The sequence below is a fragment of the Salinivibrio sp. IB574 genome, from assembly GCF_001996205.1.
In the GTDB taxonomy this organism is placed as follows: domain Bacteria; phylum Pseudomonadota; class Gammaproteobacteria; order Enterobacterales; family Vibrionaceae; genus Salinivibrio; species Salinivibrio proteolyticus.
The window spans coordinates 105,504-127,832 of sequence record NZ_MUFN01000015.1 but is presented as its reverse complement, the minus strand read 5'-3'; the positions used below and the strand labels follow the sequence as shown (position 1 = coordinate 127,832).

Sequence of the window (22,329 nt, the reverse complement as noted above, 5' to 3'; positions counted from 1 at the left end):
CGCTAACTCAGTAGATACCAGGTATCAAGTACAGCCAACGCCGCAAACATGGCTGCGGCGAGCGCCCGTACCACCGCAAATGGCATATGACGTTGAATTCTATCACCGGCCAACACCACGGGAACATTGGCCAACAGCATGCCAATGGTTGACCCAATCACCACAATCCAAAGCGCATCATTAAACTGAGCGCCCAATGCTGTGGTTGCGATCTGAGTTTTATCGCCGATTTCTGCAACAAAAAAGGCACTGAAGCTCGCCCAGAACGCGCTTTTACCCTGAATCCCTTCTTCCTCAAGCTTGTCAGGGATCAGCATCCATACCGCCATCACACTAAAACTGATGATCAAAACAATATGCAATACGGTATCGGTCAGAATATCGGCCGCAACCACCCCGAGCCAGGCGGCAATGGCGTGGTTGACTAACGTCGCCAACAAGATGGCACAGATAATCACCGCGGGTTTACGAAAACGTGTCGCTAACGCCAGCGATAGTAATTGGGTTTTATCCCCGATTTCCGCCAAGGTGACGGTGGAGATAGAAATAGCAAGAACGCTCATGACATTGCTCATCTGGGGCAGGGCTTATTATGATTCAACCACGACAACACACACGCCCCACCCCGGTTCGTGCGATTGTCGTTGGTCTCGTCAAGCCCAGAGCACCTAATGGCAGGCTTGCAATCACCATGAAGATTTTGCTTCAACTATGTTGATGATTGCCCCACTGACTGTGCAGTGGTCGACTACTCCCCAAGACGGCGCTAGTGTACGATTTGAACAATCGCTTGGCAACTTCTATTCCTCCTCCCTCTATATGCAGAAAATAAGCGAATCAAAGGCGCACAAAAATCCGCCAGCCCCCTACTGCTTGAGCGCGCTGCGAGTTATAATTGCCAGCTATTTTCTCCATTCATCAACTCGCGCGAACCTGACAATGCATAAATTCGATATCAAAACCTTTCAGGGTATGATCCTCGCGCTGCAGGATTATTGGGCCCAGCAAGGCTGTACCATTGTTCAGCCGCTAGACATGGAAGTGGGTGCAGGTACCTCCCACCCAATGACATGCTTGCGTGCACTTGGTCCAGAGCCCATTGCAGCGGCTTACGTTCAACCTTCTCGTCGACCTACCGATGGGCGTTATGGCGAGAACCCGAACCGTCTGCAGCACTACTACCAGTTTCAAACCATCCTGAAACCATCACCTGACAACATTCAAGAGCTGTATTTAGGCTCGCTGCGTGTGCTGGGTATTGATCCAGAAGTCCACGACATTCGCTTTGTGGAAGATAACTGGGAAAACCCGACGCTGGGCGCTTGGGGCCTAGGTTGGGAAGTCTGGCTAAACGGGATGGAGATCACCCAGTTTACCTACTTCCAACAAGTTGGCGGCCTGGAATGTAAACCGGTCACTGGTGAGATTACCTACGGTATCGAACGTCTGGCGATGTACATTCAAGAAGTCGATTCTGTGTATGATCTGGTTTGGACCGATGGCCCATTTGGCAAAGTCACCTACGGCGATATTTTCCACCAAAACGAAGTGGAGCAATCAACCTATAACTTTGAGCACGCTGATGTTGATTTTCTGTTCCGCTACTTTGATCAGTGCGAAGCCGAAAGTACCAAGCTACTGGATCTYGAGCAGCCGCTCCCTTTGCCTGCTTACGAACAGATCCTAAAAGCCGGTCATGCGTTCAACCTGCTGGATGCGCGTAAAGCCATCTCAGTGACTGAACGTCAACGCTATATTCTGCGCATTCGCACACTGACTAAACGTGTCGCCGAAGCCTACTATGCATCTCGCGAAGCGCTGGGCTTCCCGATGTGCCGACACACCAAATAAGGGAGCATCATGGCAACGCAAAATTTCCTGATTGAGCTCGGCACTGAAGAGCTACCACCCACAGCCTTGCGCACCTTGGCTGAAGCTTTTGCCAGCCAATTCGACGCACAATTGAAAGACGCTGATCTGAGCCACCAAGGGATTACTTGGTACGCCTCCCCGCGTCGCTTAGCACTTAAAGTTGCGGCGTTGAGCGATCGCCAGCCAGATAAAGTGGTTGAGAAACGCGGACCTGCGGTCAGCGCCGCCTTTGACGCAGATGGCAACCCCACCAAAGCGGCCATGGGTTGGGCGCGCGGTAACGGGATTGACGTGAGCGAGGCCGAGCGCCTAAAAACCGATAAAGGTGAATGGTTGCTGTATCGTCAACACGTACCCGGTCAAGCCATCGACGCCTTATTGCCGGTACTGGCCGACAACGCCCTGAGCAAACTGCCTATTCCTAAACCCATGCGCTGGGGTGACAAAGACACCCAGTTTATCCGCCCAGTGAAAACCTTGGTGATGCTGTATGGGGACACCTAGATTGAAGGCACCATCCTTGGCGTGGCGTCCGATCGCGTGATTCGCGGTCACCGCTTTATGGGTGAATCGAGCTTAACGCTGGATCATGCTGACCAGTACCCAGAGCGCCTCGAGCGTGAAGGTAAGGTCATGGCCGATTATGAAAAGCGTAAGGCATTGATTATTAAAGATGCCAAAGCAGCAGCTGCCGCGGTTGGTGGGATGGCTGAGCTGGATGAAGACTTGGTTGAAGAAGTCACTTCACTGGTGGAGTGGCCAGTGGTACTGACTGCCTCTTTTGAGGACAAGTTCCTTAAAGTGCCATCAGAAGCGCTGGTGTACACCATGAAAGGCGACCAAAAGTACTTCCCTGTCTATGACACTAACGGCGAGCTACTGCCTAAGTTTATCTTCGTATCTAACATTGAATCGAAAGATCCGGCGCAGGTTATCTCAGGGAATGAAAAAGTCGTGCGTCCTCGCCTCGCGGATGCTGAGTTCTTCTTTGATACTGACCGCAAGCGCCCATTGATTGATCGCCTGCCAGAGCTAGATAGCGCGGTATTCCAAAAGCAATTGGGTACTATCAAAGATAAAACCGATCGCATTACTGCACTCGCAGGGCAGATTGCAGAGCGTATCGGTGCCGACAAGGCACACACTGAGCGCGCAGGCCAACTGGCTAAGTGTGATCTCATGACCTCGATGGTGTTTGAATTCACTGAAACCCAAGGCGTGATGGGCATGCACTATGCGCGTCATGATGGCGAGCCCGAAGCCGTAGCGCTGGCGCTAAATGAGCAATACTGGCCGCGCTTTGCCGGTGATAAGCTACCTACGACGCCGGTCTCCTCAGCACTCGCGATGGCTGACAAAATGGATACCATCGTAGGCATCTTTGGGATTGGTCAAGCACCTAAAGGCAGCGACCCCTTCGCCCTGCGTCGTGCCGCGTTAGGCGTTCTGCGTATTATCGTCGAGAACGGCTATCAGCTTGATCTTGTCGACCTCATCCGCGATGCCAAAGCTCAGTACGATGACCGTCTGACTCACAAAGAGGTAGAGGCGGATGTCCTCGACTTTATGCTAGGTCGTTTCCGCGCTTGGTACCAAGATATGGGCTATAGCGTGGATATCATCCAAGCGGTGTTGGCACGTCGTCCAACCAAGCCTGCTGACTTTGACAGCCGCGTTAAAGCGGTGTCGCACTTCCGCAGTCTTGAAGAAGCCGAAGCGCTTGCCGCGGCCAATAAGCGTGTGGGTAATATCTTGGCCAAGTATGACGGTGAGCTTCCTAGCAGCGTCGATGCTAGCTTGCTACAAGAAGACGCTGAAAAAGCATTGGCGGACGTAGTGGCAGAGAAAGTCGCCGCGGTTAAACCTTTATTTGCAGACAGCGATTATCAAGGCGCATTGACCGAGCTGGCGCAGTTGCGCACACCGGTTGATACCTTCTTTGATAACGTGATGGTCATGGCAGATGATCCTGCACTGAAAGCCAACCGTTTGGCGATGCTTCACCTTATCCGTGAGCAGTTCCTCAACGTGGCAGATATCTCTGTTCTACAGAAGTAATTATCAGCAATACACGACTCGGCCCCGCTATAACGCGGGGCTTTTTTATTGAATTAAGGTGTATCTACTCTTAACGCCTTACCCGTGATTGTCTCTCCCTATCCAATCCATCGCATGATTGTCGAAGCGTCATCATGGTTTCACGTGGAACAATCAGCGCCTAAATCACTGCTGCAATGGTTCGGTCAAGGTGTACCGATAACGTAACAAGTCCGTCAATCGCACGGCCTATTGATTATCCGATAACGAGCTCTCGATACTTTCTTTTGCACAATAGATTGTTGTATGTTGATGGCTGTTTAACCATAACAACAAACACCGAACCTTGAAGGCAGTAACCATGGAAGTCACTCACTTTGGCGAGAAGCTCGCTAACCACTCAGGCATCACGCAACTAATGGACGATCTGAATGATGGCTTACGTAACCCAGACGCCATTATGTTGGGTGGCGGCAACCCTGCAGCCATCCCAGAAATGCTCGAGTATTTTAAAACGCTTAGCCAGTCAATTTTGGAAGATGGCAGTCTATTACATGCCATGACCAACTATGATGGTCCCCAAGGTAAATCAGCATTGCTCAATGCGCTCGCTGAACTTCTTAATCAGACCTATGGCTGGCAACTCTCAAGCAAGAACATCATGCTGACCAATGGCAGCCAAAGTGCATTCTTCTATCTGTTTAACCTATTAGCTGGACGCTACGCCGATGGTAGCCACAAAAAAATCTTGCTGCCCCTTGCGCCCGAATATATCGGTTATGGTGACGCCGGTATCAACGACGATATCTTTGTTAGCTACCAACCTGACATTGAATTATTGGATAACCGCCAATTTAAGTACCACGTCGACTTCAGTCGCCTAAGGATTGATGAAAGCATTGGCGCCATCTGTGCTTCCCGACCGACTAACCCGACCGGGAACGTGTTAACCGATAACGAAATTCAACAACTGGACCAACTCGCACGCGACAACAATATTCCACTAATCATCGATAACGCCTATGGCACGCCCTTCCCTGATATTATTTTTGAAGACGTTGCACCGTTCTGGAATGAAAACACCATCCTCTGCTCTAGCCTCAGTAAGCTAGGGTTGCCGGGTGTTCGTTGTGGGATTGTGATTGCGAATGAAGCCGTGATCAGTGCGATGTCAAATATCAACGGCATCGTCAGTCTGTCACCAAACAGTGTGGGGCCAGCAATGGCGCTAGCGATGATAGAACGCGGTGATCTATTACGCTTAAGTAAAGATGTCGTTCGTCCTTTCTACCAACAAAAGTCGCAGCGCACATTAAAGATGGTGCTGGACACCATTAACGATGAGCGAGTTCGTGTTCATAAGCCAGAAGGAGCTATCTTCCTTTGGCTCTGGTTTAACGGTCTCCCAATCTCCACCCAAGAGTTATATAAACGCTTAAAGGCCCGTGGTGTACTGGTTGTTCCCGGAGAGTATTTCTTTATTGGTGTCGATCACGAAGGCTGGGATCATGCTAAACAATGTATTCGCATGAACTATGTCCAAGAAGATGATGCCATGCAACAAGGTATAAAAGTGATTGCCGAAGAAGTCGCGCGCGCCTACAACGAAGGATAAATGTTGGTTTCACGTGGAACATGTATGTACCTATGTTCCACGTGAAACCTCTTATTACGCCTCTTGCCAACGCGATAACGCTCTATACTATTTCCCTTCTCGCCGCTATCTAACCTACCCATTTTTGCTAATTGCTGAAAGACGACTTTGCCCTTCATCAGCCCAAGCCCTGACTATTGGTTGTTCAACCTACCGAACGAACCCGCATGCTATATATCAAAACGCCGTTAACAGGCACATCGTTTGGTTTGGTTTGGTTTGGTTTGGTTTGGTTTGGTTTGGTTTGGTTTGGTTTGGTTTGGTTTGGTTTGGTTTGGTTTGGTAAATGATATTGAATCGTTCGTAAAGCTAATCCAAAGGTTCCACGTGAAACTTATCGCCTTAGTCTGTGCAACTCAGATTCTTTTTCACGGCTCGACCACGCGCTTTTTAAACACAGGCCGTAATAGTAGGTTCAACCCGCGGCATCATTAGCGAGCGATAACCGCCCACAAGTACAAGTGAAGGGAGCGTGTCTATAAAGCGAAGATGTAAAGCAGGCTTGCAAATCTGAACACCACAATTCTCTAGCGACAAAAAAGGGCAGCCATGCTGCCCTCTCCTTTTTCGTATCGTTCTGGCCGACACTTACTCAACGTTTTCGAGTAAACGGCTACCGATTTCGATGCGACGAGGTTTTTCCTCTTCAGGCACCTCACGCACTAAATCAATATGAAGCATGCCGTTTTCCATTTCCGCCCCCGTCACTTTAATGTGATCGTCGAGGTGGAACTTGCGTTCGAAATCACGCTCAGCAATGCCCTGATACAAGAACTTGGTATCTTGATTACGGCTGTGTTTTTTACCTGCAACCGTGAGGCTGTTTTTTTGCTGAGTAATGTCTACTTCGTCTTGGCTAAAGCCAGCGACCGCCATGGTAATTCGGTATTGGTTCTCTTTGCCTTGCTCAATGTTGTAAGGAGGAAAACCACCTGCGTTTGACGCATTCGTGTTTTCAACCAAATCGAACAAACGGTCAAAACCAATTGCGGTACGATAGAGTGGAGAGAAATCAAAGTTACGCATAATCTTACCCTTCCTATGAAGCAATAAAATATCATCTACGGCTTTCCAACTTGGACAAGCCCCCGGCGACCCAATGGCATCGCCTCATTACTCTATATAAGGTTGCGCGATTTGATTTCAAGCCTCGTCGAGCGATTTTTTATCATCGCTTCTCGTGTCACTGGTTATCCATCAATACAGGTGCGTTCATATATCCTCTGATCACTTTGATAAACTACGACTCAGGATGATGGCATACCGCTTCAATGTTATTGCCGTCTGGATCAATAAGAAATGCACCAAAGTAATGGTTGTGATACATAGGCCTAAGACCTGGCTTACCATTATCCATTCCCCCAGCCTTCATTCCAGCATCGTAAAACGCCTCCACTGTCGCTCTTGTTGGTGCTGAAAATGCGATATGACGAGGGGTATAGGGAGTCTGGGTTTCTATCACCCAAAAGATGGGCCGATCGCTTGGTCCAAAAGCACACATTCGCTGAGTCGGAAAATCAGTATTCCATTCTGCAACAAACTCCATTTGGATCGTATAGCCGAGCGGCTCAAACACCGAACGATAGAACTCTTTAGTCGCCGAGAAATTCGTTGCGTAAGTACTTAAATGATCGATCATAATTGCTCCTCATTAGGATAGCAGTATGCTTAATCAATAGGTGCTACGCGCACGAAATGCCCATCAGGATCTTGAATCACGAAGGTTCGGCCAAACACATCATCGTAAGGAGGTTGAACAACATTGATGGTTAGGTTGTTCGACCATTGGTCAAAAACAGCATCAACGTCATCATTGGTGGGCACCATAATGCCAATTTCGCTTAATCGCGTGATTGATGGTGAGGGCTGCTCGCCGCCGGTCCACAACGCGAACAAAGCATCGCCCTGCTCAGAGGCAGAAAAGGCGACGTATCTTGGGCTGGTAAACACTGGCTCACACTGAAACAGTTGCTGGTAGAAACTCACGGAACGGTCAATATTAGACACATAAACCAGTTGGAGATTAGCACGCGTTTTTATAGACATCAGGCTTCCTATCACTTTGTCGTTACGGAGCTATTGAGTCTACTCACCCACAAAAACACTGTGTATAAAAACAGTAATATATTGTGTGCTGCCTCGTATAAAAACAAAAAAAAAAGGCCAGCAAAGCTGGCCTTAATAGTGGTTAACCCATTGATTTATCGTTTAAACGTCAAGGTTTTCCACTTTGAGTGCGTTATTTTCGATAAAGGCACGGCGTGGCTCAACTTGATCACCCATCAAGGTGGTAAACAGCTCGTCTGCAGCGACCGCATCTTGAATGGTCACCTGCATCATACGGCGACCTTCAGGATCCATGGTGGTTTCCCAAAGCTGTTCTGGGTTCATTTCACCTAGACCTTTGTAACGCTGACGCGATACACCACGCGTCGACTCTTTAATCAGCCAGTTCAGCGCTTGCTCGAAGCTTTCCACTTCTTGTTTACGCTCGCCTCGCTGCACATAAGCGCCTTCATCAAGCAGCTCATTAAGCGTTTCAGACAAGCTGGCAATACGTCCATACTCTTTCGAGTTTAAGAAGTCGTAACTCACCAGATACTTGTGATCAACACCGTGCGTCCTTACCACCAGCTCCGGCACCCACACTTGATGCTCTTCGTCTAAGCGGCAAGATGCTTGGTATTGACTTTCACCCGTTGACTTACGGTTTAGAATCGCAACGATGTTTTCAACCCACTTCTTCGCTGCCCACTCATCACGCAAGTCGTCGACCGACAAGCGAGGCTGGTACAACAATTCATTGAGTAGCGAAGCCGGATAACGGCGGTTCATGCGCTTAATCAGCTTGATCACACCATTGTATTCTTTGACCAACTTCTCGAGTGATTCACCGTGCATCGCCGGTGCTTCTGGATTCACAAACAAGGAAGCATTTTCCAACGCCAACGCGACTTGGTATTGCTCCATTGCTTCGTCATCTTTGATGTATTGCTCTTGTTTTCCTTTCTTCACTTTGTACAAAGGAGGTTGAGCAATGTAGATATAACCACGCTCAATCAGCTCTGGCATTTGGCGATAGAAGAAGGTTAACAACAAGGTACGGATGTGCGAGCCGTCGACATCCGCATCGGTCATGATGATGATGCTGTGATAACGTAGCTTGTCCGGATCATACTCTTCTCGACCGATACCACACCCCATCGCAGTGATTAGGGTCGCGACTTCTTGCGACGAGAGCATCTTGTCAAAACGGGCTTTTTCCACGTTAAGGATCTTACCTTTGAGCGGCAAAATCGCTTGGTTCTTACGGTTACGCCCTTGTTTGGCCGAGCCTCCTGCCGAGTCACCCTCCACAATGTAGAGTTCAGACAGTGCTGGATCTTTTTCTTGACAGTCAGCTAGCTTGCCGGGAAGACCCGCTAAATCTAACGCACCTTTACGGCGAGTCATCTCTCGTGCTTTACGTGCCGCATCGCGCGCGCGCGCCGCATCGATAATCTTGGTGCACACCACTTTGGCGTCCGCTGGATGCTCAATCAAAAAGTCAGACAGGTGTTCACCCATGGCCGACTCAACGGCAGACTTCACTTCTGACGACACCAGCTTATCTTTGGTTTGGCTTGAGAACTTAGGATCAGGCACTTTCACCGACACTACAGCGGTCAAACCCTCACGAGCATCATCGCCCGAGGTCGCCGCCTTAGCTTTCTTCGAGTAGCCTTCTTTATCCATAAAGCTGTTCAGCGTACGCGTCAGCGCGGCGCGGAATCCGGCAAGGTGGGTACCACCATCGCGCTGTGGAATATTGTTGGTAAAGCAGTAGATGTTTTCTTGGTAGCCGTCATTCCATTGCATCGCCACTTCAACGCTCACACCATCTTCACGCGTGTGTTCAAAATGGAATACCGACGGGTGAATCGCGGTTTTCTTATTGTTGAGGTGTTCAACAAAGGCGCGGATGCCCCCTTCGTATTTGAAGTGATCCGCTTTATCTTCTTCGCGCTCATCCACCAGCTTGATCGATACGCCTGAGTTCAGGAACGACAGCTCACGTAGACGCTTGGCTAAGATGTCATAGTTGAAATTGATGTCAGAGAAAGTTTCTTCACTGGGCCAAAAACGGATACGGGTACCTGTTTGTTCGGTATCACCAATCACCGCCAATGGGCCTTGTGGCTCACCGTGGGAAAAGTTGAGCTGGTGAATATGGCCATCACGCCAAATGGTCAACTCTAGCTTCTCAGAGAGTGCGTTCACCACGGACACACCCACGCCGTGCAAACCACCGGAAACTTTGTAGGAGTTGTCGTCAAACTTACCGCCGGCATGCAATACCGTCATGATAACTTCAGCGGCGGAGACCCCTTCTTCTTCGTGGATATCAACAGGAATACCACGACCATCATCTTTCACCGAGACAGAGCCGTCTTCGTGGATGGTCGCCACGATATCGTTACAATGTCCGGCTAGTGCTTCATCGATCGAGTTATCGACCACTTCGAACACCATGTGGTGGAGGCCGGTACCGTCGTCTGTGTCGCCGATATACATTCCCGGACGCTTACGGACGGCGTCCAAGCCCTTCAGTACCTTGATACTCGATGAATCGTATTCGTTGGACATTGAGTTACTCTCGCTTATTTATCCTGCGTTTATTTTGCCATGTTCCACATGAAACATCTTACTATTTTCGTCGCACATTTCCGCGACTTGATCGGCACTAATGGCGCTGACAAAAACCTGTGCGCCGGTACGCTTGAGTTCGCTTGCCAATAGGGCTCGGCGGCGACTATCAAGCTCCGATGCAAAATCATCAATCAAGTAAATACAGGCAATTCCCTGTTGTTCACTATAGAGCTGGCCTTGTGCAAGTCGTAGCGCACAAACCATTAATTTTAACTGACCTCGGGACAACACATCATCCACTGGCGTCCCTTGCACCTTGATACGCACATCCGCCTTGTGCGGTCCGGAGACGGTGTATCCCATTTGTTGGTCGCGCTCAAAATTGGCTGCCAACAAGGTTTGGTAATCCGTGTCTTTCTCCCACCCTCGAGAGAAACTAAATTGTATCGAAAACTCGGGTAAAAAAGCCTCGCATAGTGCGGCAGCGCGCTCAGCCACTGCATCCACATAATCGGCTCGCCACTGGCTTATTTGCTCAGCCAACACCGCCAATTCCGCATCCCACATCTGGATTTCTCGGTAGCGCCGCGCCGTTTTTAGCGCCGCGTTGCGTTGTTTGGTGAGTCGTTTGACCCGCGTCCAGGCTTCGAAAAAGCCAGCTTGAGAATGAAACACACCCCAATCGATAAACGCACGGCGAAATTTGGGACCATCCGTCAGCAGCTCAAATCCTTCAGGGGTGATCAGCTGTAAAGGCAACACTTTCGCTAAGGCCACCAGCTTCTGCCCTTTCTCTTGACCTATTTTAACATCCGCAGTGCCATCGCGGCGCTTTTGAATGCCGACAGGAAGCAAGATCGCATCTTGGGTTTTAACCCGTCCATGCACGGTTAAACTGGGCTGCTGATGACGGATCACTCGGCTATTCAGCGCGCTGCGGAATGAGCGTCCGTGGCCAAGAAAGTGGATGGCCTCAAGCACACTGGTTTTACCGCTACCGTTGGGGCCAATTAAAAAGTTAAAGCCTGACGACAGTTCGATATCGCAGGCTTCAATATTTCTAAAGTCGTGAACGACCAATCGAGTAAGCGCCATAACCTAGAGGCGGATTGGCATCACAACATACATGGCGTCATCACGGGCACAGTCTTCAATCAGGGTACTGCCCACCGCATCTGTCATCGAAAAGCGCACTTTGTCACAGCGTAAGGTGTTGAGTACATCCAACACGTAGCTGACGTTAAAGCCAATTTCGATCGGCTCGCCTTGAAAGGTGACGTCGAGAAATTCTTCGGCTTCTTCCTGCTCAGGGTTATTGGCGGAAATACGTAGCTCGCTGCCTTCAATATTCATCCGAACGCCACGAAATTTCTCGTTAGACAGCACCGCAGCTAACGACAGCGCTTGCTTGAGCTCCGCACAGTCGACCTCAAGTGTGCGAGAGGTGGATTGCGGCAGCACGCGACGATAGTCTGGGAAACGGCCATCCACCAACTTCGAGGTGAAGGTGACATTGCCAACCACCGCTCGAATGTTCGATGCGCCGATTTGGATAGTAACGAGGTGTTCACTGTCATCCAACAAGCGCGCAAGCTCACTCACCCCTTTACGCGGCACAATCACCTGCTGCGCGGGTAAGGTATCATCCATCGAGAGCTGACAGACCGCCATCCGGTGCCCGTCGGTTCCGACCGTCCGTAATGTCTGCCCCTCTGTTTCAAACAACAGTCCGTTGAGGTAATAGCGTACGTCTTGGTTTGCCATCGAAAACTGGGTCGCGTCAATCAGGTGACGCAACTTATCTTGTGGCAGCTGCAAACTTACATCTGCCTGCCACTGCTCGATGTTGGGATAATCATTAGCCGGCAATGTCGACAGCGTAAAGCGGCTACGTCCCGCGCGTACCACCACACGATCGCCTTCTTGCGCAACCGTGATTTGGGCTTCACTGTGTAACCCTTTAATTATGTCCATAAACTTGCGCGAAGGCACTGTAATCGCACCGTCGAGGTGATCGCCTTCCAACGGCGCGGTGGCATTCAGCTCTACTTCCATGTCCGTTGCTGTCAACGTCAATGCCTGATCAGCCACTTGGATGAGTAAGTTACTGAGAATAGGCAGCGTGCTTCGCCCACCCAGTGCGCCTGATACTTGTTGCAGCGGCTGTAGCAGCTGCTCTCGCGTAAGAGTAAATTTCATAATTAAGAGGACAATGTTCGAATCAGGTTAGAGTAATCTTCTTTAATATCGTGGCTTTCTTCACGGAGCTGCTCGATTTTACGACACGCATGCAGCACGGTGGTATGGTCACGGCCACCAAAGGCATCACCAATTTCTGGCAAACTGTGGTTGGTTAGCTCTTTGGACAAGGCCATCGCCATTTGACGAGGGCGCGCGACCGACCGTGAACGACGCTTCGACAATAAATCCGCCATCTTGATTTTATAATACTCAGCGACTGTTTTCTGAATATTATCAATGGTGACCAGTTTTTCTTGCAAGGCGAGCAGATCTCGCAACGCTTCTCGGACAAAATCGATGGTGATCGCACGCCCGGTAAAGTTCGCGTTGGCAATCACGCGGTTGAGGGCCCCTTCAAGCTCTCGGACGTTGGAGCGTAAGCGCTTGGCGATAAAGAACGCCACCTCATCCGGTAAACGAATCGCATGATCTTCGGCTTTTTTCATCAAAATCGCCACTCGCGTTTCCAGCTCTGGCGGCTCAATGGCGACTGTCAGGCCCCACCCGAATCGCGATTTTAAGCGATCCTCAACCCCATTGATCTCTTTAGGATAGCGGTCAGAGGTAAGAATGATCTGCTGGTTACCCTCAAGCAACGCATTAAAGGTATGGAAGAATTCTTCTTGCGAGCGTTCTTTGTTGGCAAAAAATTGAATGTCATCGATCAACAGTGCATCGACACTGCGGTAATAACGCTTAAATTCTTCAATCGCATTATTTTGTAGCGCCTTCACCATGTCTTGCACGAAACGCTCTGAGTGCATGTACACCACGCGCGCATCCGCTTTACGATCGGAAATCGCATTACCCACCGCATGCAACAAGTGAGTTTTACCTAAGCCCGTGCCGCCATAAAGAAAAAGCGGATTATAGGCCGCCCCTGGGTTATCCGACACCTGACGCGCCGCCGCTAACGCTAACTGGTTAGACTTACCCTCAACAAAGTTATTGAACTTGTGCTTGGGGTTCACGTTAGAGCGATGATTGACATCCGACTGAACGGGTGACGGCGCCGGTTCCCACACTCGACCTCGGCTCGGCACCGGCTGGGCTTGCTGTGGTGCGGGCGCCGCTGCCGGTCCGGCTGGCGCCGCCGCGGGCGCTGCAGACACAGGTTTGCTGCCCACTTCAAACCGCAGCATGGGCACGTCGACGCCACAAAACTCGTTCAACAGCTGGTTAATTTGATGCAAGTATTTGTCTCGCACCCAATCAAGCACAAAGCGGTTTGGGGCGAACAGGGTCAACGTATTGTCATTGAGCTCGGCTTGTAACGGCCGCACCCACATACTGAATTCTGTTGCAGGTAGGTCTTCCTGAAGGCGCTCAAGACACTGCAACCAAAGCGATGATGACACGTTTGACTCCACGCAGTTATACCGAAAAAGAAAAGGTCACAATGGTACTCCTGTCAGGCGAAGATCGCCACCCACAAGATCCCGAAATCAGTGAATAAGATCGGAGTTATTCACATAGATCCCACAGATATACCATGGATCGCCACAAGGTACCCGCTTTTTACTCACAAGATTGCACACATCTCCTTAATGAGACGCGCACGGAGAATAAAGTTATGGCTCATAACCAGACGGTATTTCTCGCCAGTGATCGTTCACTTCTATGATACGCGTCCTATTATTGAAGTTATCATTACGGAGTGTTGTCATGAGTAAATGGATCTTGAGCACCTTGCTAAGTGTGAGCATGGTGATTTCAGTGCCCGCGTTCGCCAAAGAAACCGTGAAAGTGGGGATGTCTGGGCGCTATTTCCCTTTCACCTTTGTGAAGCAAGACCAGCTGCAAGGGTTTGAAGTTGACCTTTGGGATGAGATTGGCCGCCGCAATGACTACCAAGTCGAGTATGTGACCGCTAACTTCTCTGGCCTGTTTGGTCTGTTACAAACCGGGCGCATCGACACCATTTCTAACCAAATCACCATCACCGACGAGCGTCAGGCAACCTATTTGTTCACCGACCCGTATGTGGTCGACGGCGCACAGATCACGGTTCGTAAAGGCAATGACACGATTCAGTCCGTGGCTGATCTGAAAGGCAAAACCGTTGCAGTAAACCTTGGCTCGAACTTCGAGCAATTGTTGCGCGAACACTCGGCAGCCGAAGATATCGACATTAAAACCTACGAGACCGGGATTGAACACGATGTCGCCCTCGGTCGGGCCGATGCGTTTGTGATGGATCGCCTGTCAGCCATGCAGCTGATTAAAGAATCGGGCTTGCCACTTCAACTGGCCGGACAACCGTTTGAAACCATTGCCAATGCTTGGCCATTTGTCGACTCAGCACGCGGTCAGCGCCTACGTGATGAAGTGAACACCGCCCTCTCAGCCATGCGAGAAGATGGTACCTTGGCACAGATTTCTGTTAAGTGGTTTGGCGGCGACGTCACTAAAAAGTAAGTATTTACTCACATAAATAGGCCCGCTTTGGCGGGTCTGTGTATCTAAAGGACAGACATGGCGTTTGATTTTGACTATATGGCCTCTCTGTTCCCGTTACTGCTGAAGTATCTGGGGATCACGTTAGAGATGGCGGTGTGGGGATTAGTGTTTGCACTGATTTTGGCAGTGACGATTGCACTGATCCGCGTGTTTCGCCTACCGGTTTTCAATGGCCTCGCGCAACTGTTTATTAGTTTCTTTCGCGGTACACCACTTTTAGTTCAGCTATTTTTACTGTATTACGGTCTGCCTCAGGTCATCCCCGCGTTAGTCGGAATGGATGCTTTCACAGCCGCGGTGATCGGGATCAGCTTACACTTTTCTGCTTATATGGCCGAGTCAATTCGTGCCGCCATTACCAGCGTGGATCGCAGCCAAATGGAAGCCAGTCTGGCCATTGGCATGACGACTCGCCAAGCCATGCAGCGCATTGTGTTACCACAGGCAGCACGGATCGCACTTCCCTCGCTGATGAATTACTTCATCGATATGATCAAAGCCACATCACTCGCCTTTACCCTCGGGGTGGCAGAAATCATGGCGAAGGCGCAGATGGAAGCGTCGTCGAGCTTTAAATTCTTCGAAGCCTATTTGGCGGTCGCACTGATCTACTGGGCGGTTGTGGTCGCTTTGACCCGAGTGCAACTTTGGGCAGAAAGCCATCTTAATAAGGCGTACCAACGATGATTAAGATAGAAAAGCTTAAAAAAGTCTACCAAGGCGTCGCAGTACTTGATGGCATCGATTTGACCATCGAGCGTGGCGAAATCGTGTGTATTATTGGTCCGAGCGGTACGGGAAAATCTACCCTATTGCGTTGTATTAACTTCCTAGAACGCGCGGAGCAAGGGGTGATCAGTATCGGCGATCAGCGTGTTGATAGTGGCGATGCAAGCACCCGTAAACAGGCGATTTTGGCGTTGCGGCGCCAGACAGGCTTTGTGTTTCAAAATTATGCCTTATTTGCTCACCTCACGGCACGAGACAATATCGCCGAAGGGTTGCGAACGGTAAAAGGCTGGTCTAAAGAGGCAGCACGTCAGCGCGCGCAACAAATTCTCGACGACATAGGCTTGGGTGATAAAGGAGACCATTACCCCGCTTCCTTATCGGGTGGACAGCAACAACGGGTTGGCATTGGCCGAGCGATGGCACTTGAGGCCGAATTACTGCTTTTCGATGAGCCTACCTCTGCATTAGACCCAGAGTGGGTTGGCGAAGTATTGGCGTTGATGAAAAAGCTCGCCACACGCCATCAAACCATGCTGGTGGTCACTCACGAGATGCAGTTTGCTCGCGATGTTGCTGACCGCGTGGTGTTTATGAATGACGGTCACATCATAGCCCAAGGCACACCGGATTGGCTGTTTAATCACTGCGCCGATCCACGCTTGCATAAGTTTTTGAATCAAGTCGGGATCGCGTCTTAACTGGCGATCGTAAACGAAGGATCCTTGCGATCTCTGACTGAGCGCTTATAATTCCCGGCCCGGAGTGGCATCGGTTTAGTGATTGACTAATCGTTAGTCAATGGCTACAATCCGCCCTCTTTGTTGAGAGGCGTCGGAGACATTGGCTAAGGTATTGCCTGTTGCTAACCTCCCACGTCGGGTTAACAAACCTAACACTGATCAGTAATAAAGGTAGAAACCATGAAACGCACTTTTCAACCTTCAGTTCTAAAGCGTAAGCGCACTCACGGTTTCCGTGCGCGCATGGCGACTAAGAACGGCCGTAAGGTCATTGCCGCTCGCCGTGCGAAAGGCCGCAAGCAGCTTTCTAAATAATCCGCAGTGATTTGTGAATAGGCTCGCTTATCCTCGGGAGTTACGTCTGCTAACTCCCGAACATTTCAGTGCCGTCTTCCAGCAACCGCATCGCGCAGGTTCGCCGCACTTAACCATACTCGCCCGATCTAACTCGCTCGACCACCCACGTCTCGGTCAAGCTGTTCCGAAAAAGCAAATCAAACTTGCCGTTGATCGCAACCGCTTTAAACGTGTGGTTCGCGAGAGCTTTCGTTTACGTCAGCATCAACTGCCGGCGAAAGATTTTGTGGTGATCGCGAAAAAAAGTGCCAACGACCTAAGCAATCAAGCGCTGCGAGACGAATTGGACAAGTTATGGCAACGTTTGTCGCGACCGCCGCGCAAAAAGCGCTCATCGCGCTGATTCGGGGATATCAACTGGTGATCAGCCCATTGATTGGGCCACGATGCCGGTTTACACCAACCTGTTCCCACTATGCCATCATGGCGATTCAATCCCATGGTGTGATAAAAGGGTGTTGGTTGGCAGGCAAACGTCTATTAAAATGCCACCCTTTGAATGATGGCGGTTACGATCCCGTGCCGCCTTGCGACCACCATAACAGAGACAATTAACAATGGATTCCCAACGTAATATCCTGTTGATTGCCCTATTGTTCGTTTCTTTCATGCTGTACATGGAATGGAACAAACCAGAATCCCCGCAGCCGCAGGGACAGGGCGTTGAGCAGCAGCAAACCACTCACAGTGACGTGCCTAGCAGCGACAATGGCGATACCACGTCTCTCGATGCACAGCCTGTCTCTGACAAGCTCGTCACCATCAAAACCGATGTATTAACACTTAAAGTGGATACACAAGGCGGTGATGTTGTGCACGCCGAGCTGCCTCAGTACGATGCGGAGCTCAACTCTGACAATGCTTTCACGCTGCTGCACACCAAGCCCGATCATACCTTTGTGGCGCAAAGCGGTTTAATTGGTGCCAATGGTATTGATACTGCGCAAGGCCGTGCACAGTATCAGGTGGCGCAAAACACCTTTACCCTCTCTGACGACCAAGACACCCTGCGCGTGCCAATGACGGTTGAAAAAGACGGGATCACGTACACCAAAACCTTTGTGCTTAAGCGTGGCAGCTATGCGGTGGATGTGGAGCACACCATCGATAACCAAACCGATGCCAACGCCAGTGTCACCATGTACACCCAGCTAAAACAAAACCTGCTGGACGATGGCGGTAGCTTAACCATGCCAACCTACCGTGGTGGCGCGTACTCTACCGACGATAAACGTTACGAAAAATACAGCTTTGATGACATGCAAAGCAAAAACTTGAATGTGACGTTTAACCAAGGTTGGGCAGCGATGATCCAGCACTACTTTGCTACCGCGTGGATCCCACGTGCGGACAATAATGTGCTGAGCACCCGTACTACCGCCCAGTATGGTTATATCCAAACCAAAACCAGCGATACCATTGCAGCAGGCACCAGTAAAACGCTCACCGCAACCTTGTGGGTTGGTCCGAAACTGCAAGAGCAAATGGCCGCGGTGGCGCCAAGCCTAGACTTGGTAGTCGACTATGGCTGGCTGTGGTTTATCGCTAAGCCGCTACACTGGTTGCTCTCGACGATTCAAACCTTCGTCAGCAACTGGGGTATCGCAATTATCATGCTGACTTTCATTGTCCGTGGTGCCATGTACCCACTGACCAAAGCGCAGTACACCTCGATGGCGAAAATGCGCATGCTGCAGCCTAAGCTGCAAGAAATGAAAGAGCGTATCGGTGACGATCGTCAGCGCATGAGCCAAGAAATGATGGAGCTTTACAAGCGTGAAAAAGTGAACCCCTTGGGTGGCTGTTTACCGCTGGTACTGCAAATGCCTATTTTCATTGCGCTTTATTGGGCACTGATGGAGTCAGTTGAACTGCGCCATGCACCTTTCTTTGGCTGGATTCAAGACTTGTCGGCACAAGACCCTTACTACGTGCTGCCAATTCTGATGGGCGCCTCTATGTTCCTGATCCAGAAGATGAGCCCAACCACAGTCACTGATCCTATGCAGCAGAAGATCATGACCTTTATGCCCGTGGTCTTTACCTTCTTCTTCTTGTTCTTCCCATCCGGTCTGGTTCTATACTGGTTGGTATCGAACATCGTGACGCTTATCCAGCAAACCTTGATTTACAAATCGCTGGAGAAAAAAGGCCTTCATTCCCGCTCGTAAGTTAGGCCGCGTCAAGCAATAATAAAAAGGCGACCTCGCGGTCGCCTTTTTCACGTTTACGGCCTTTAGGCCTGTCACCGACATCAAGAGTGCGCAATATGGCTCAAACCGACACTATCGTGGCACAAGCCACAGCAACAGGCCGCGGCGGCGTAGGGATTGTCCGCGTGTCCGGCCCTCTCGCTCATGAGATTGGTACAAAAATGACGGGACGCGAGTTAGTGCCTCGTCGTGCGGATTATTTGCCTTTTCTCGATCAAGAAGGTCAACCTATCGATCAAGGCATTGCCTTATTCTTTAAAGGCCCCAATTCATTCACAGGTGAAGATGTTCTAGAGCTGCAAGGTCACGGTGGCCCGGTGATCATGGACATGCTTATTCAGCGAATCAGCGCCTTTGACGGCGTGCGAGCAGCCCGCCCCGGTGAATTCTCCGAGCGCGCCTTCTTAAACGATAAACTGGATTTAGCCCAGGCTGAAGCAATCGCCGATTTAATCGATGCCAGCTCAGAACAAGCGGCTCGCTCTGCGTTGCAGTCCCTGCAAGGGGCCTTTTCCAAGCAGGTCAACCAACTGGTCGAAAAAGTGATTCATCTGCGCATGTATGTGGAAGCGGCCATCGACTTTCCTGATGAAGAGATTGATTTTCTCTCTGACGGTAAAGTGGCCAGCGATCTTGGGCATATCATTGAGCGTCTCGCCCTGTTGCGTAAAGAAGCCAATCAAGGGGCGATTATGCGCGACGGGATGAAGGTGGTCATTGCCGGACGCCCGAATGCCGGTAAATCCAGCTTGCTCAATGCCCTTTCCGGTAAAGAGAGCGCGATTGTCACCGAAATCGCAGGCACCACCCGCGATGTGCTCCGTGAACATATTCACATTGACGGTATGCCACTGCATATCATCGATACTGCCGGCTTACGGGATGCCTCGGATGAAGTGGAGCGGATTGGGATTGAACGTGCCTGGAGTGAAATCGAACACGCCGATCGGGTATTGTTTATGGTCGATGGCACCACAACCACGGCGACCGACCCGGCCCAAATTTGGCCAGAATTTGTCTCTCGCTTACCCGAGGGCATGGGGATGACGGTGATCCGCAACAAAGCCGATATCACTGAAGAGCCACTCGGTTTGTGTGCAGTCAGTGAGCCTGCACTAATCCGCTTGAGTGCCAAAACCGGAGAAGGCGTTGATGCTTTACGCCAGCATCTAAAAGCCTGTATGGGCTATGCTGGAGGCAGCGAAGGCAGTTTTATGGCACGTCGTCGTCATCTGGATGCACTCGCCAACGCCGCACACCATCTCGACATCGGCCAAGCGCAGCTAGAAGGCTATATGGCAGGCGAAATCCTTGCCGAGGAATTGCGCTTAACCCAGCAACACCTCAACACCATTACCGGTGAGTTCACAGCTGACGATTTGCTGGGCAAAATTTTCTCCTCTTTCTGTATCGGAAAATAATTATCCCCAGCTCCTTCAAGGGATCCTTATCGCGAGGATCCCTTATTCTGGCGGCGCTGATCGCGGTTATCCTCAGACTAAGATCCTGACTTATCCCCACAGTTTTCACCACGATCTGCTACGTTAATAGAGCGTCTAGCTGGAGGTGAAATGCTCTCATCCTTAAATCCGATCTTATCGATCGGTTTAACCCGTCAGAACCAACTCATGCGCCATCAGATTCGAATGATCAATCTGTTAGGGCTTATTTGTGTGCTCGGCACACTTATCTTCTCCGCGCTCTATTGGTTTGCCTTTCAAAGCCTCATCGCCGCGTGGCACAACCTCCTCTACGCAGGCTTGTATGCGGGCGTATGGGGGATAATGGCAGCGGGTCGTTGGTCGATTGCGCGCTATTGGCTCTTTGGGGTGTTCTTTGCCCAACAGTTTGTGATGTCTTACTGGGTACTGGATGCGAACAGCCAAAACGAGCTGTTGCTGCTGGTGGTACCGACCGTGGTGGTTTTAGTCTTTGAGCCCACAGAGCGCTTTGCTCGCTACGGACTCGCATTGGGCGCCATCGCGTTGATGTTCGCCGCGCAAGTGCTTCCCGCTCCCACGCCGTTAGTTTATCTCTCTAGCCTCCACGCACAGACCCTCTATTTAAGTGTGGTATTGGTGTTTGTCGCACTGTCCGTAGTACTCATGGATTTTTATTTATTTGATTTATATGCCATTAATCGCCAAGCCCGTCAGCAGATTCAACGTGATGCCCTTACCCAAACGTGGAGCGCCAGCTATTTCTACCAATGTGTCGCGCAGCACGGTCGCGCGACCTCAGACAATCCGCTGGCCGTTCTGTGCATCAATCTCGATGGTTTTCAATCTCTTAATTGGCGATATGGCCGTGATACGGGTGATCAGCTCCTTCAATTTACCGCCCAACTTCTCACTCGCCACCTACCGCATGACGCCATCATCAGCCGCACCCATGCCGATCAGTTTTTGGTTATGTTAGCGGGACAAGCTTGTTTAGCCGCTCCCCATTGGGCCGCTCAGTGCCGACAGGCCATTGCGGAAACGCCTTTTACCTTTGCTGGCGGCGCTTGTGCGCTCACTGTATCGATTGGCTTGGTGCAACAAATGGAAGGAAAAATCTACGCTATTCCCTTGATTGATCAAGCCACTCGGGCGATGACAGACGCCAAATTCGCAGGGGGTAATCAAATTGTTTGCCAACCCAGCAACGCCCCTGATTTTGCAACACCTTCATCGATTGACTCTGAACCCAACTGCCGAAATACTAGTCGCGATAACCGTGAATAATGAGGACAGTATGGCAAATGTAACCATCATCACCGGCAGTACGCTCGGTGGTGCAGAATATGTCGGTGATCACCTTGCCGATCTCCTGCAAGCAAAAGGCCATCAGGCCCACGTCGTCAATGAAGGGATCCTCGATGATGTACTAAGCGCCAGTACATTATTGATCGTCACGTCCACCCATGGGGCTGGCGACTTTCCAGATAGCATCGCGCCTCTGATGGAGCAGTTAATGAGCGAACGGCCAATGCTGCGCGATCTCCATTACGGTGTGGTCGGCATTGGGGACTCAAGCTATGACACCTTCTGCGAGGCGGGCATGAAGGCCGATGCCTTGTTACAAGACCTTGGCGCCGTCAAAGTCGGGGAACGGATCGATATTGATATTCAAGCGCATCCGGTCCCTGAGGATGAAGCGGAACGTTGGTTTACCGAGTGGGAACCCTTGATCCACAAAATCAAGTGAGCATTATTTAACCATTTAATCTGTGGATAACTAAGGAATAACCCAGTGATCTTCCTTTAGTTATCCATTTAATAGTTTTACCCCTTCCCTACCATTGTGGATAACATGCCATTTTGATCCCAGGTGATACAGGATCGGATCCAAGGCCGCCCACAACAAGTGATCGTTTTAAGATCCTTGATCTCTATGATCTTTTTCCAGTTAC

21 protein-coding genes, 1 pseudogene and 1 riboswitch are annotated in these 22,329 nt (G+C 50.4%); of the genes and pseudogenes, 14 read left to right on the top strand and 8 right to left on the bottom strand.

The genetic code is table 11. From position 1 onward, the window contains the following. Positions 1 to 2: 2 nt before the first annotated feature. The gene (locus tag BZJ17_RS09495; RefSeq protein WP_077640541.1) at positions 3 to 563 is read right to left on the bottom strand and encodes a TMEM165/GDT1 family protein; all 561 of its coding nucleotides are present in this window, start codon (positions 561 to 563) and stop codon (positions 3 to 5) included. Positions 564 to 591: 28 nt separating this feature from the next. Next, positions 592 to 764: riboswitch (yybP-ykoY riboswitch) on the bottom strand. 175 nt (positions 765 to 939) lie between these two features. Here BZJ17_RS09495 and glyQ point away from each other — a divergent pair. From glyQ to BZJ17_RS17605, 4 genes and pseudogenes are all read left to right on the top strand, one after another. Then, entirely contained in the window at positions 940 to 1,851 is a 912-nt protein-coding gene (gene glyQ, locus BZJ17_RS09490) for a glycine--tRNA ligase subunit alpha (protein WP_046074837.1), read from the top strand. 9 nt (positions 1,852 to 1,860) lie between these two features. After that, positions 1,861 to 3,930: pseudogene (gene glyS / locus BZJ17_RS09485) on the top strand (glycine--tRNA ligase subunit beta). A 340-nt stretch (positions 3,931 to 4,270) separates the two neighbouring features. Further along, the gene (locus BZJ17_RS09480; protein WP_077640540.1) at positions 4,271 to 5,524 is read left to right on the top strand and encodes a valine--pyruvate transaminase; all 1,254 of its coding nucleotides are present in this window, start codon (positions 4,271 to 4,273) and stop codon (positions 5,522 to 5,524) included. Between the two features lie 206 nt (positions 5,525 to 5,730). Next, the gene (locus tag BZJ17_RS17605) at positions 5,731 to 5,853 is read left to right on the top strand and encodes a hypothetical protein (protein ID WP_277868799.1); all 123 of its coding nucleotides are present in this window, start codon (positions 5,731 to 5,733) and stop codon (positions 5,851 to 5,853) included. Positions 5,854 to 6,151: 298 nt separating this feature from the next. On the opposite strand, the gene BZJ17_RS09475 is transcribed toward BZJ17_RS17605, so the two are convergent. From BZJ17_RS09475 to dnaA, 7 genes are all read right to left on the bottom strand, one after another. After that, the gene (locus tag BZJ17_RS09475) at positions 6,152 to 6,589 is read right to left on the bottom strand and encodes an Hsp20 family protein (protein ID WP_077458063.1); all 438 of its coding nucleotides are present in this window, start codon (positions 6,587 to 6,589) and stop codon (positions 6,152 to 6,154) included. 214 nt (positions 6,590 to 6,803) lie between these two features. Next, positions 6,804 to 7,202: a VOC family protein gene (locus tag BZJ17_RS09470; RefSeq protein ID WP_077640539.1), complete on the bottom strand. Its 399-nt coding sequence runs from the start codon at positions 7,200 to 7,202 to the stop codon at positions 6,804 to 6,806. A 29-nt stretch (positions 7,203 to 7,231) separates the two neighbouring features. Next, positions 7,232 to 7,609, bottom strand: a complete 378-nt coding sequence (locus BZJ17_RS09465) for a VOC family protein (protein ID WP_069586528.1) — start codon at positions 7,607 to 7,609, stop codon at positions 7,232 to 7,234. A 162-nt stretch (positions 7,610 to 7,771) separates the two neighbouring features. After that, positions 7,772 to 10,189, bottom strand: a complete 2,418-nt coding sequence (gene gyrB, locus BZJ17_RS09460; protein WP_077640538.1) for a DNA topoisomerase (ATP-hydrolyzing) subunit B — start codon at positions 10,187 to 10,189, stop codon at positions 7,772 to 7,774. An 18-nt stretch (positions 10,190 to 10,207) separates the two neighbouring features. Beyond that, positions 10,208 to 11,287, bottom strand: coding sequence for a DNA replication/repair protein RecF (gene recF / locus BZJ17_RS09455; protein ID WP_077640537.1), 1,080 nt, complete (start codon positions 11,285 to 11,287; stop codon positions 10,208 to 10,210). Positions 11,288 to 11,290: 3 nt separating this feature from the next. After that, entirely contained in the window at positions 11,291 to 12,391 is a 1,101-nt protein-coding gene (gene dnaN, locus BZJ17_RS09450) for a DNA polymerase III subunit beta (RefSeq protein ID WP_069590743.1), read from the bottom strand. A 2-nt stretch (positions 12,392 to 12,393) separates the two neighbouring features. After that, a complete protein-coding gene (gene dnaA / locus BZJ17_RS09445) occupies positions 12,394 to 13,791 on the bottom strand; it encodes a chromosomal replication initiator protein DnaA (protein ID WP_077640536.1) in 1,398 nt (465 codons plus the stop codon). A gap of 307 nt (positions 13,792 to 14,098) precedes the next feature. Here dnaA and BZJ17_RS09440 point away from each other — a divergent pair, with 307 nt between their 5' ends. From BZJ17_RS09440 to mioC, 10 genes are all read left to right on the top strand, one after another. After that, on the top strand, positions 14,099 to 14,851 hold the full coding sequence (locus tag BZJ17_RS09440) for an amino acid ABC transporter substrate-binding protein (protein ID WP_077640535.1): 753 nt from the start codon (positions 14,099 to 14,101) through the stop codon (positions 14,849 to 14,851). A 57-nt stretch (positions 14,852 to 14,908) separates the two neighbouring features. Beyond that, positions 14,909 to 15,580 (top strand): amino acid ABC transporter permease, encoded by a 672-nt coding sequence (locus tag BZJ17_RS09435; RefSeq protein WP_069590737.1) that lies wholly within the window; start codon positions 14,909 to 14,911, stop codon positions 15,578 to 15,580. Then, complete coding sequence (locus BZJ17_RS09430) at positions 15,577 to 16,323, top strand: amino acid ABC transporter ATP-binding protein (protein WP_077480191.1); 747 nt, start codon at positions 15,577 to 15,579, stop codon at positions 16,321 to 16,323. Before BZJ17_RS09435 ends, BZJ17_RS09430 begins: the two co-directional genes overlap by 4 nt. A 222-nt stretch (positions 16,324 to 16,545) precedes the next feature. Further along, entirely contained in the window at positions 16,546 to 16,680 is a 135-nt protein-coding gene (gene rpmH, locus BZJ17_RS09425) for a 50S ribosomal protein L34 (protein WP_025672864.1), read from the top strand. 13 nt (positions 16,681 to 16,693) lie between these two features. Beyond that, on the top strand, positions 16,694 to 17,065 hold the full coding sequence (gene rnpA, locus BZJ17_RS09420) for a ribonuclease P protein component (protein WP_077640534.1): 372 nt from the start codon (positions 16,694 to 16,696) through the stop codon (positions 17,063 to 17,065). Next, positions 17,017 to 17,277, top strand: a complete 261-nt coding sequence (gene yidD, locus BZJ17_RS09415) for a membrane protein insertion efficiency factor YidD (protein WP_077456636.1) — start codon at positions 17,017 to 17,019, stop codon at positions 17,275 to 17,277. Before rnpA ends, yidD begins: the two co-directional genes overlap by 49 nt. Before the next feature lie 2 nt (positions 17,278 to 17,279). Then, on the top strand, positions 17,280 to 18,893 hold the full coding sequence (gene yidC / locus BZJ17_RS09410; protein ID WP_069590731.1) for a membrane protein insertase YidC: 1,614 nt from the start codon (positions 17,280 to 17,282) through the stop codon (positions 18,891 to 18,893). 98 nt (positions 18,894 to 18,991) lie between these two features. After that, on the top strand, positions 18,992 to 20,356 hold the full coding sequence (gene mnmE / locus BZJ17_RS09405; protein WP_077456640.1) for a tRNA uridine-5-carboxymethylaminomethyl(34) synthesis GTPase MnmE: 1,365 nt from the start codon (positions 18,992 to 18,994) through the stop codon (positions 20,354 to 20,356). 150 nt (positions 20,357 to 20,506) lie between these two features. Further along, a complete protein-coding gene (locus tag BZJ17_RS09400; RefSeq protein ID WP_077640533.1) occupies positions 20,507 to 21,661 on the top strand; it encodes a GGDEF domain-containing protein in 1,155 nt (384 codons plus the stop codon). Between the two features lie 10 nt (positions 21,662 to 21,671). After that, positions 21,672 to 22,124 (top strand): FMN-binding protein MioC, encoded by a 453-nt coding sequence (mioC, locus tag BZJ17_RS09395; protein ID WP_069590725.1) that lies wholly within the window; start codon positions 21,672 to 21,674, stop codon positions 22,122 to 22,124. Positions 22,125 to 22,329: the final 205 nt, after the last annotated feature.

Bases quoted from the DNA above. Each gene is read 5' to 3' on its own strand.
- BZJ17_RS09495 (WP_077640541.1), bottom strand. From the start codon at position 563: ATGAGCGTTCTTGCTATTTCTATCTCCACCGTCACCTTGGCGGAAATC.
- BZJ17_RS09480 (WP_077640540.1), top strand. From the start codon at position 4,271: ATGGAAGTCACTCACTTTGGCGAGAAGCTCGCTAACCACTCAGGCATC.
- BZJ17_RS17605 (WP_277868799.1), top strand. From the start codon at position 5,731: ATGCTATATATCAAAACGCCGTTAACAGGCACATCGTTTGGTTTGGTT.
- BZJ17_RS09475 (WP_077458063.1), bottom strand. From the start codon at position 6,589: ATGCGTAACTTTGATTTCTCTCCACTCTATCGTACCGCAATTGGTTTT.
- BZJ17_RS09470 (WP_077640539.1), bottom strand. From the start codon at position 7,202: ATGATCGATCATTTAAGTACTTACGCAACGAATTTCTCGGCGACTAAA.
- BZJ17_RS09465 (WP_069586528.1), bottom strand. From the start codon at position 7,609: ATGTCTATAAAAACGCGTGCTAATCTCCAACTGGTTTATGTGTCTAAT.
- gyrB (WP_077640538.1), bottom strand. From the start codon at position 10,189: ATGTCCAACGAATACGATTCATCGAGTATCAAGGTACTGAAGGGCTTG.
- recF (WP_077640537.1), bottom strand. From the start codon at position 11,287: ATGGCGCTTACTCGATTGGTCGTTCACGACTTTAGAAATATTGAAGCC.
- dnaN (WP_069590743.1), bottom strand. From the start codon at position 12,391: ATGAAATTTACTCTTACGCGAGAGCAGCTGCTACAGCCGCTGCAACAA.
- BZJ17_RS09440 (WP_077640535.1), top strand. From the start codon at position 14,099: ATGAGTAAATGGATCTTGAGCACCTTGCTAAGTGTGAGCATGGTGATT.
- BZJ17_RS09435 (WP_069590737.1), top strand. From the start codon at position 14,909: ATGGCGTTTGATTTTGACTATATGGCCTCTCTGTTCCCGTTACTGCTG.
- BZJ17_RS09430 (WP_077480191.1), top strand. From the start codon at position 15,577: ATGATTAAGATAGAAAAGCTTAAAAAAGTCTACCAAGGCGTCGCAGTA.
- rpmH (WP_025672864.1), top strand. From the start codon at position 16,546: ATGAAACGCACTTTTCAACCTTCAGTTCTAAAGCGTAAGCGCACTCAC.
- yidD (WP_077456636.1), top strand. From the start codon at position 17,017: ATGGCAACGTTTGTCGCGACCGCCGCGCAAAAAGCGCTCATCGCGCTG.
- yidC (WP_069590731.1), top strand. From the start codon at position 17,280: ATGGATTCCCAACGTAATATCCTGTTGATTGCCCTATTGTTCGTTTCT.
- mnmE (WP_077456640.1), top strand. From the start codon at position 18,992: ATGGCTCAAACCGACACTATCGTGGCACAAGCCACAGCAACAGGCCGC.
- BZJ17_RS09400 (WP_077640533.1), top strand. From the start codon at position 20,507: ATGCTCTCATCCTTAAATCCGATCTTATCGATCGGTTTAACCCGTCAG.
- mioC (WP_069590725.1), top strand. From the start codon at position 21,672: ATGGCAAATGTAACCATCATCACCGGCAGTACGCTCGGTGGTGCAGAA.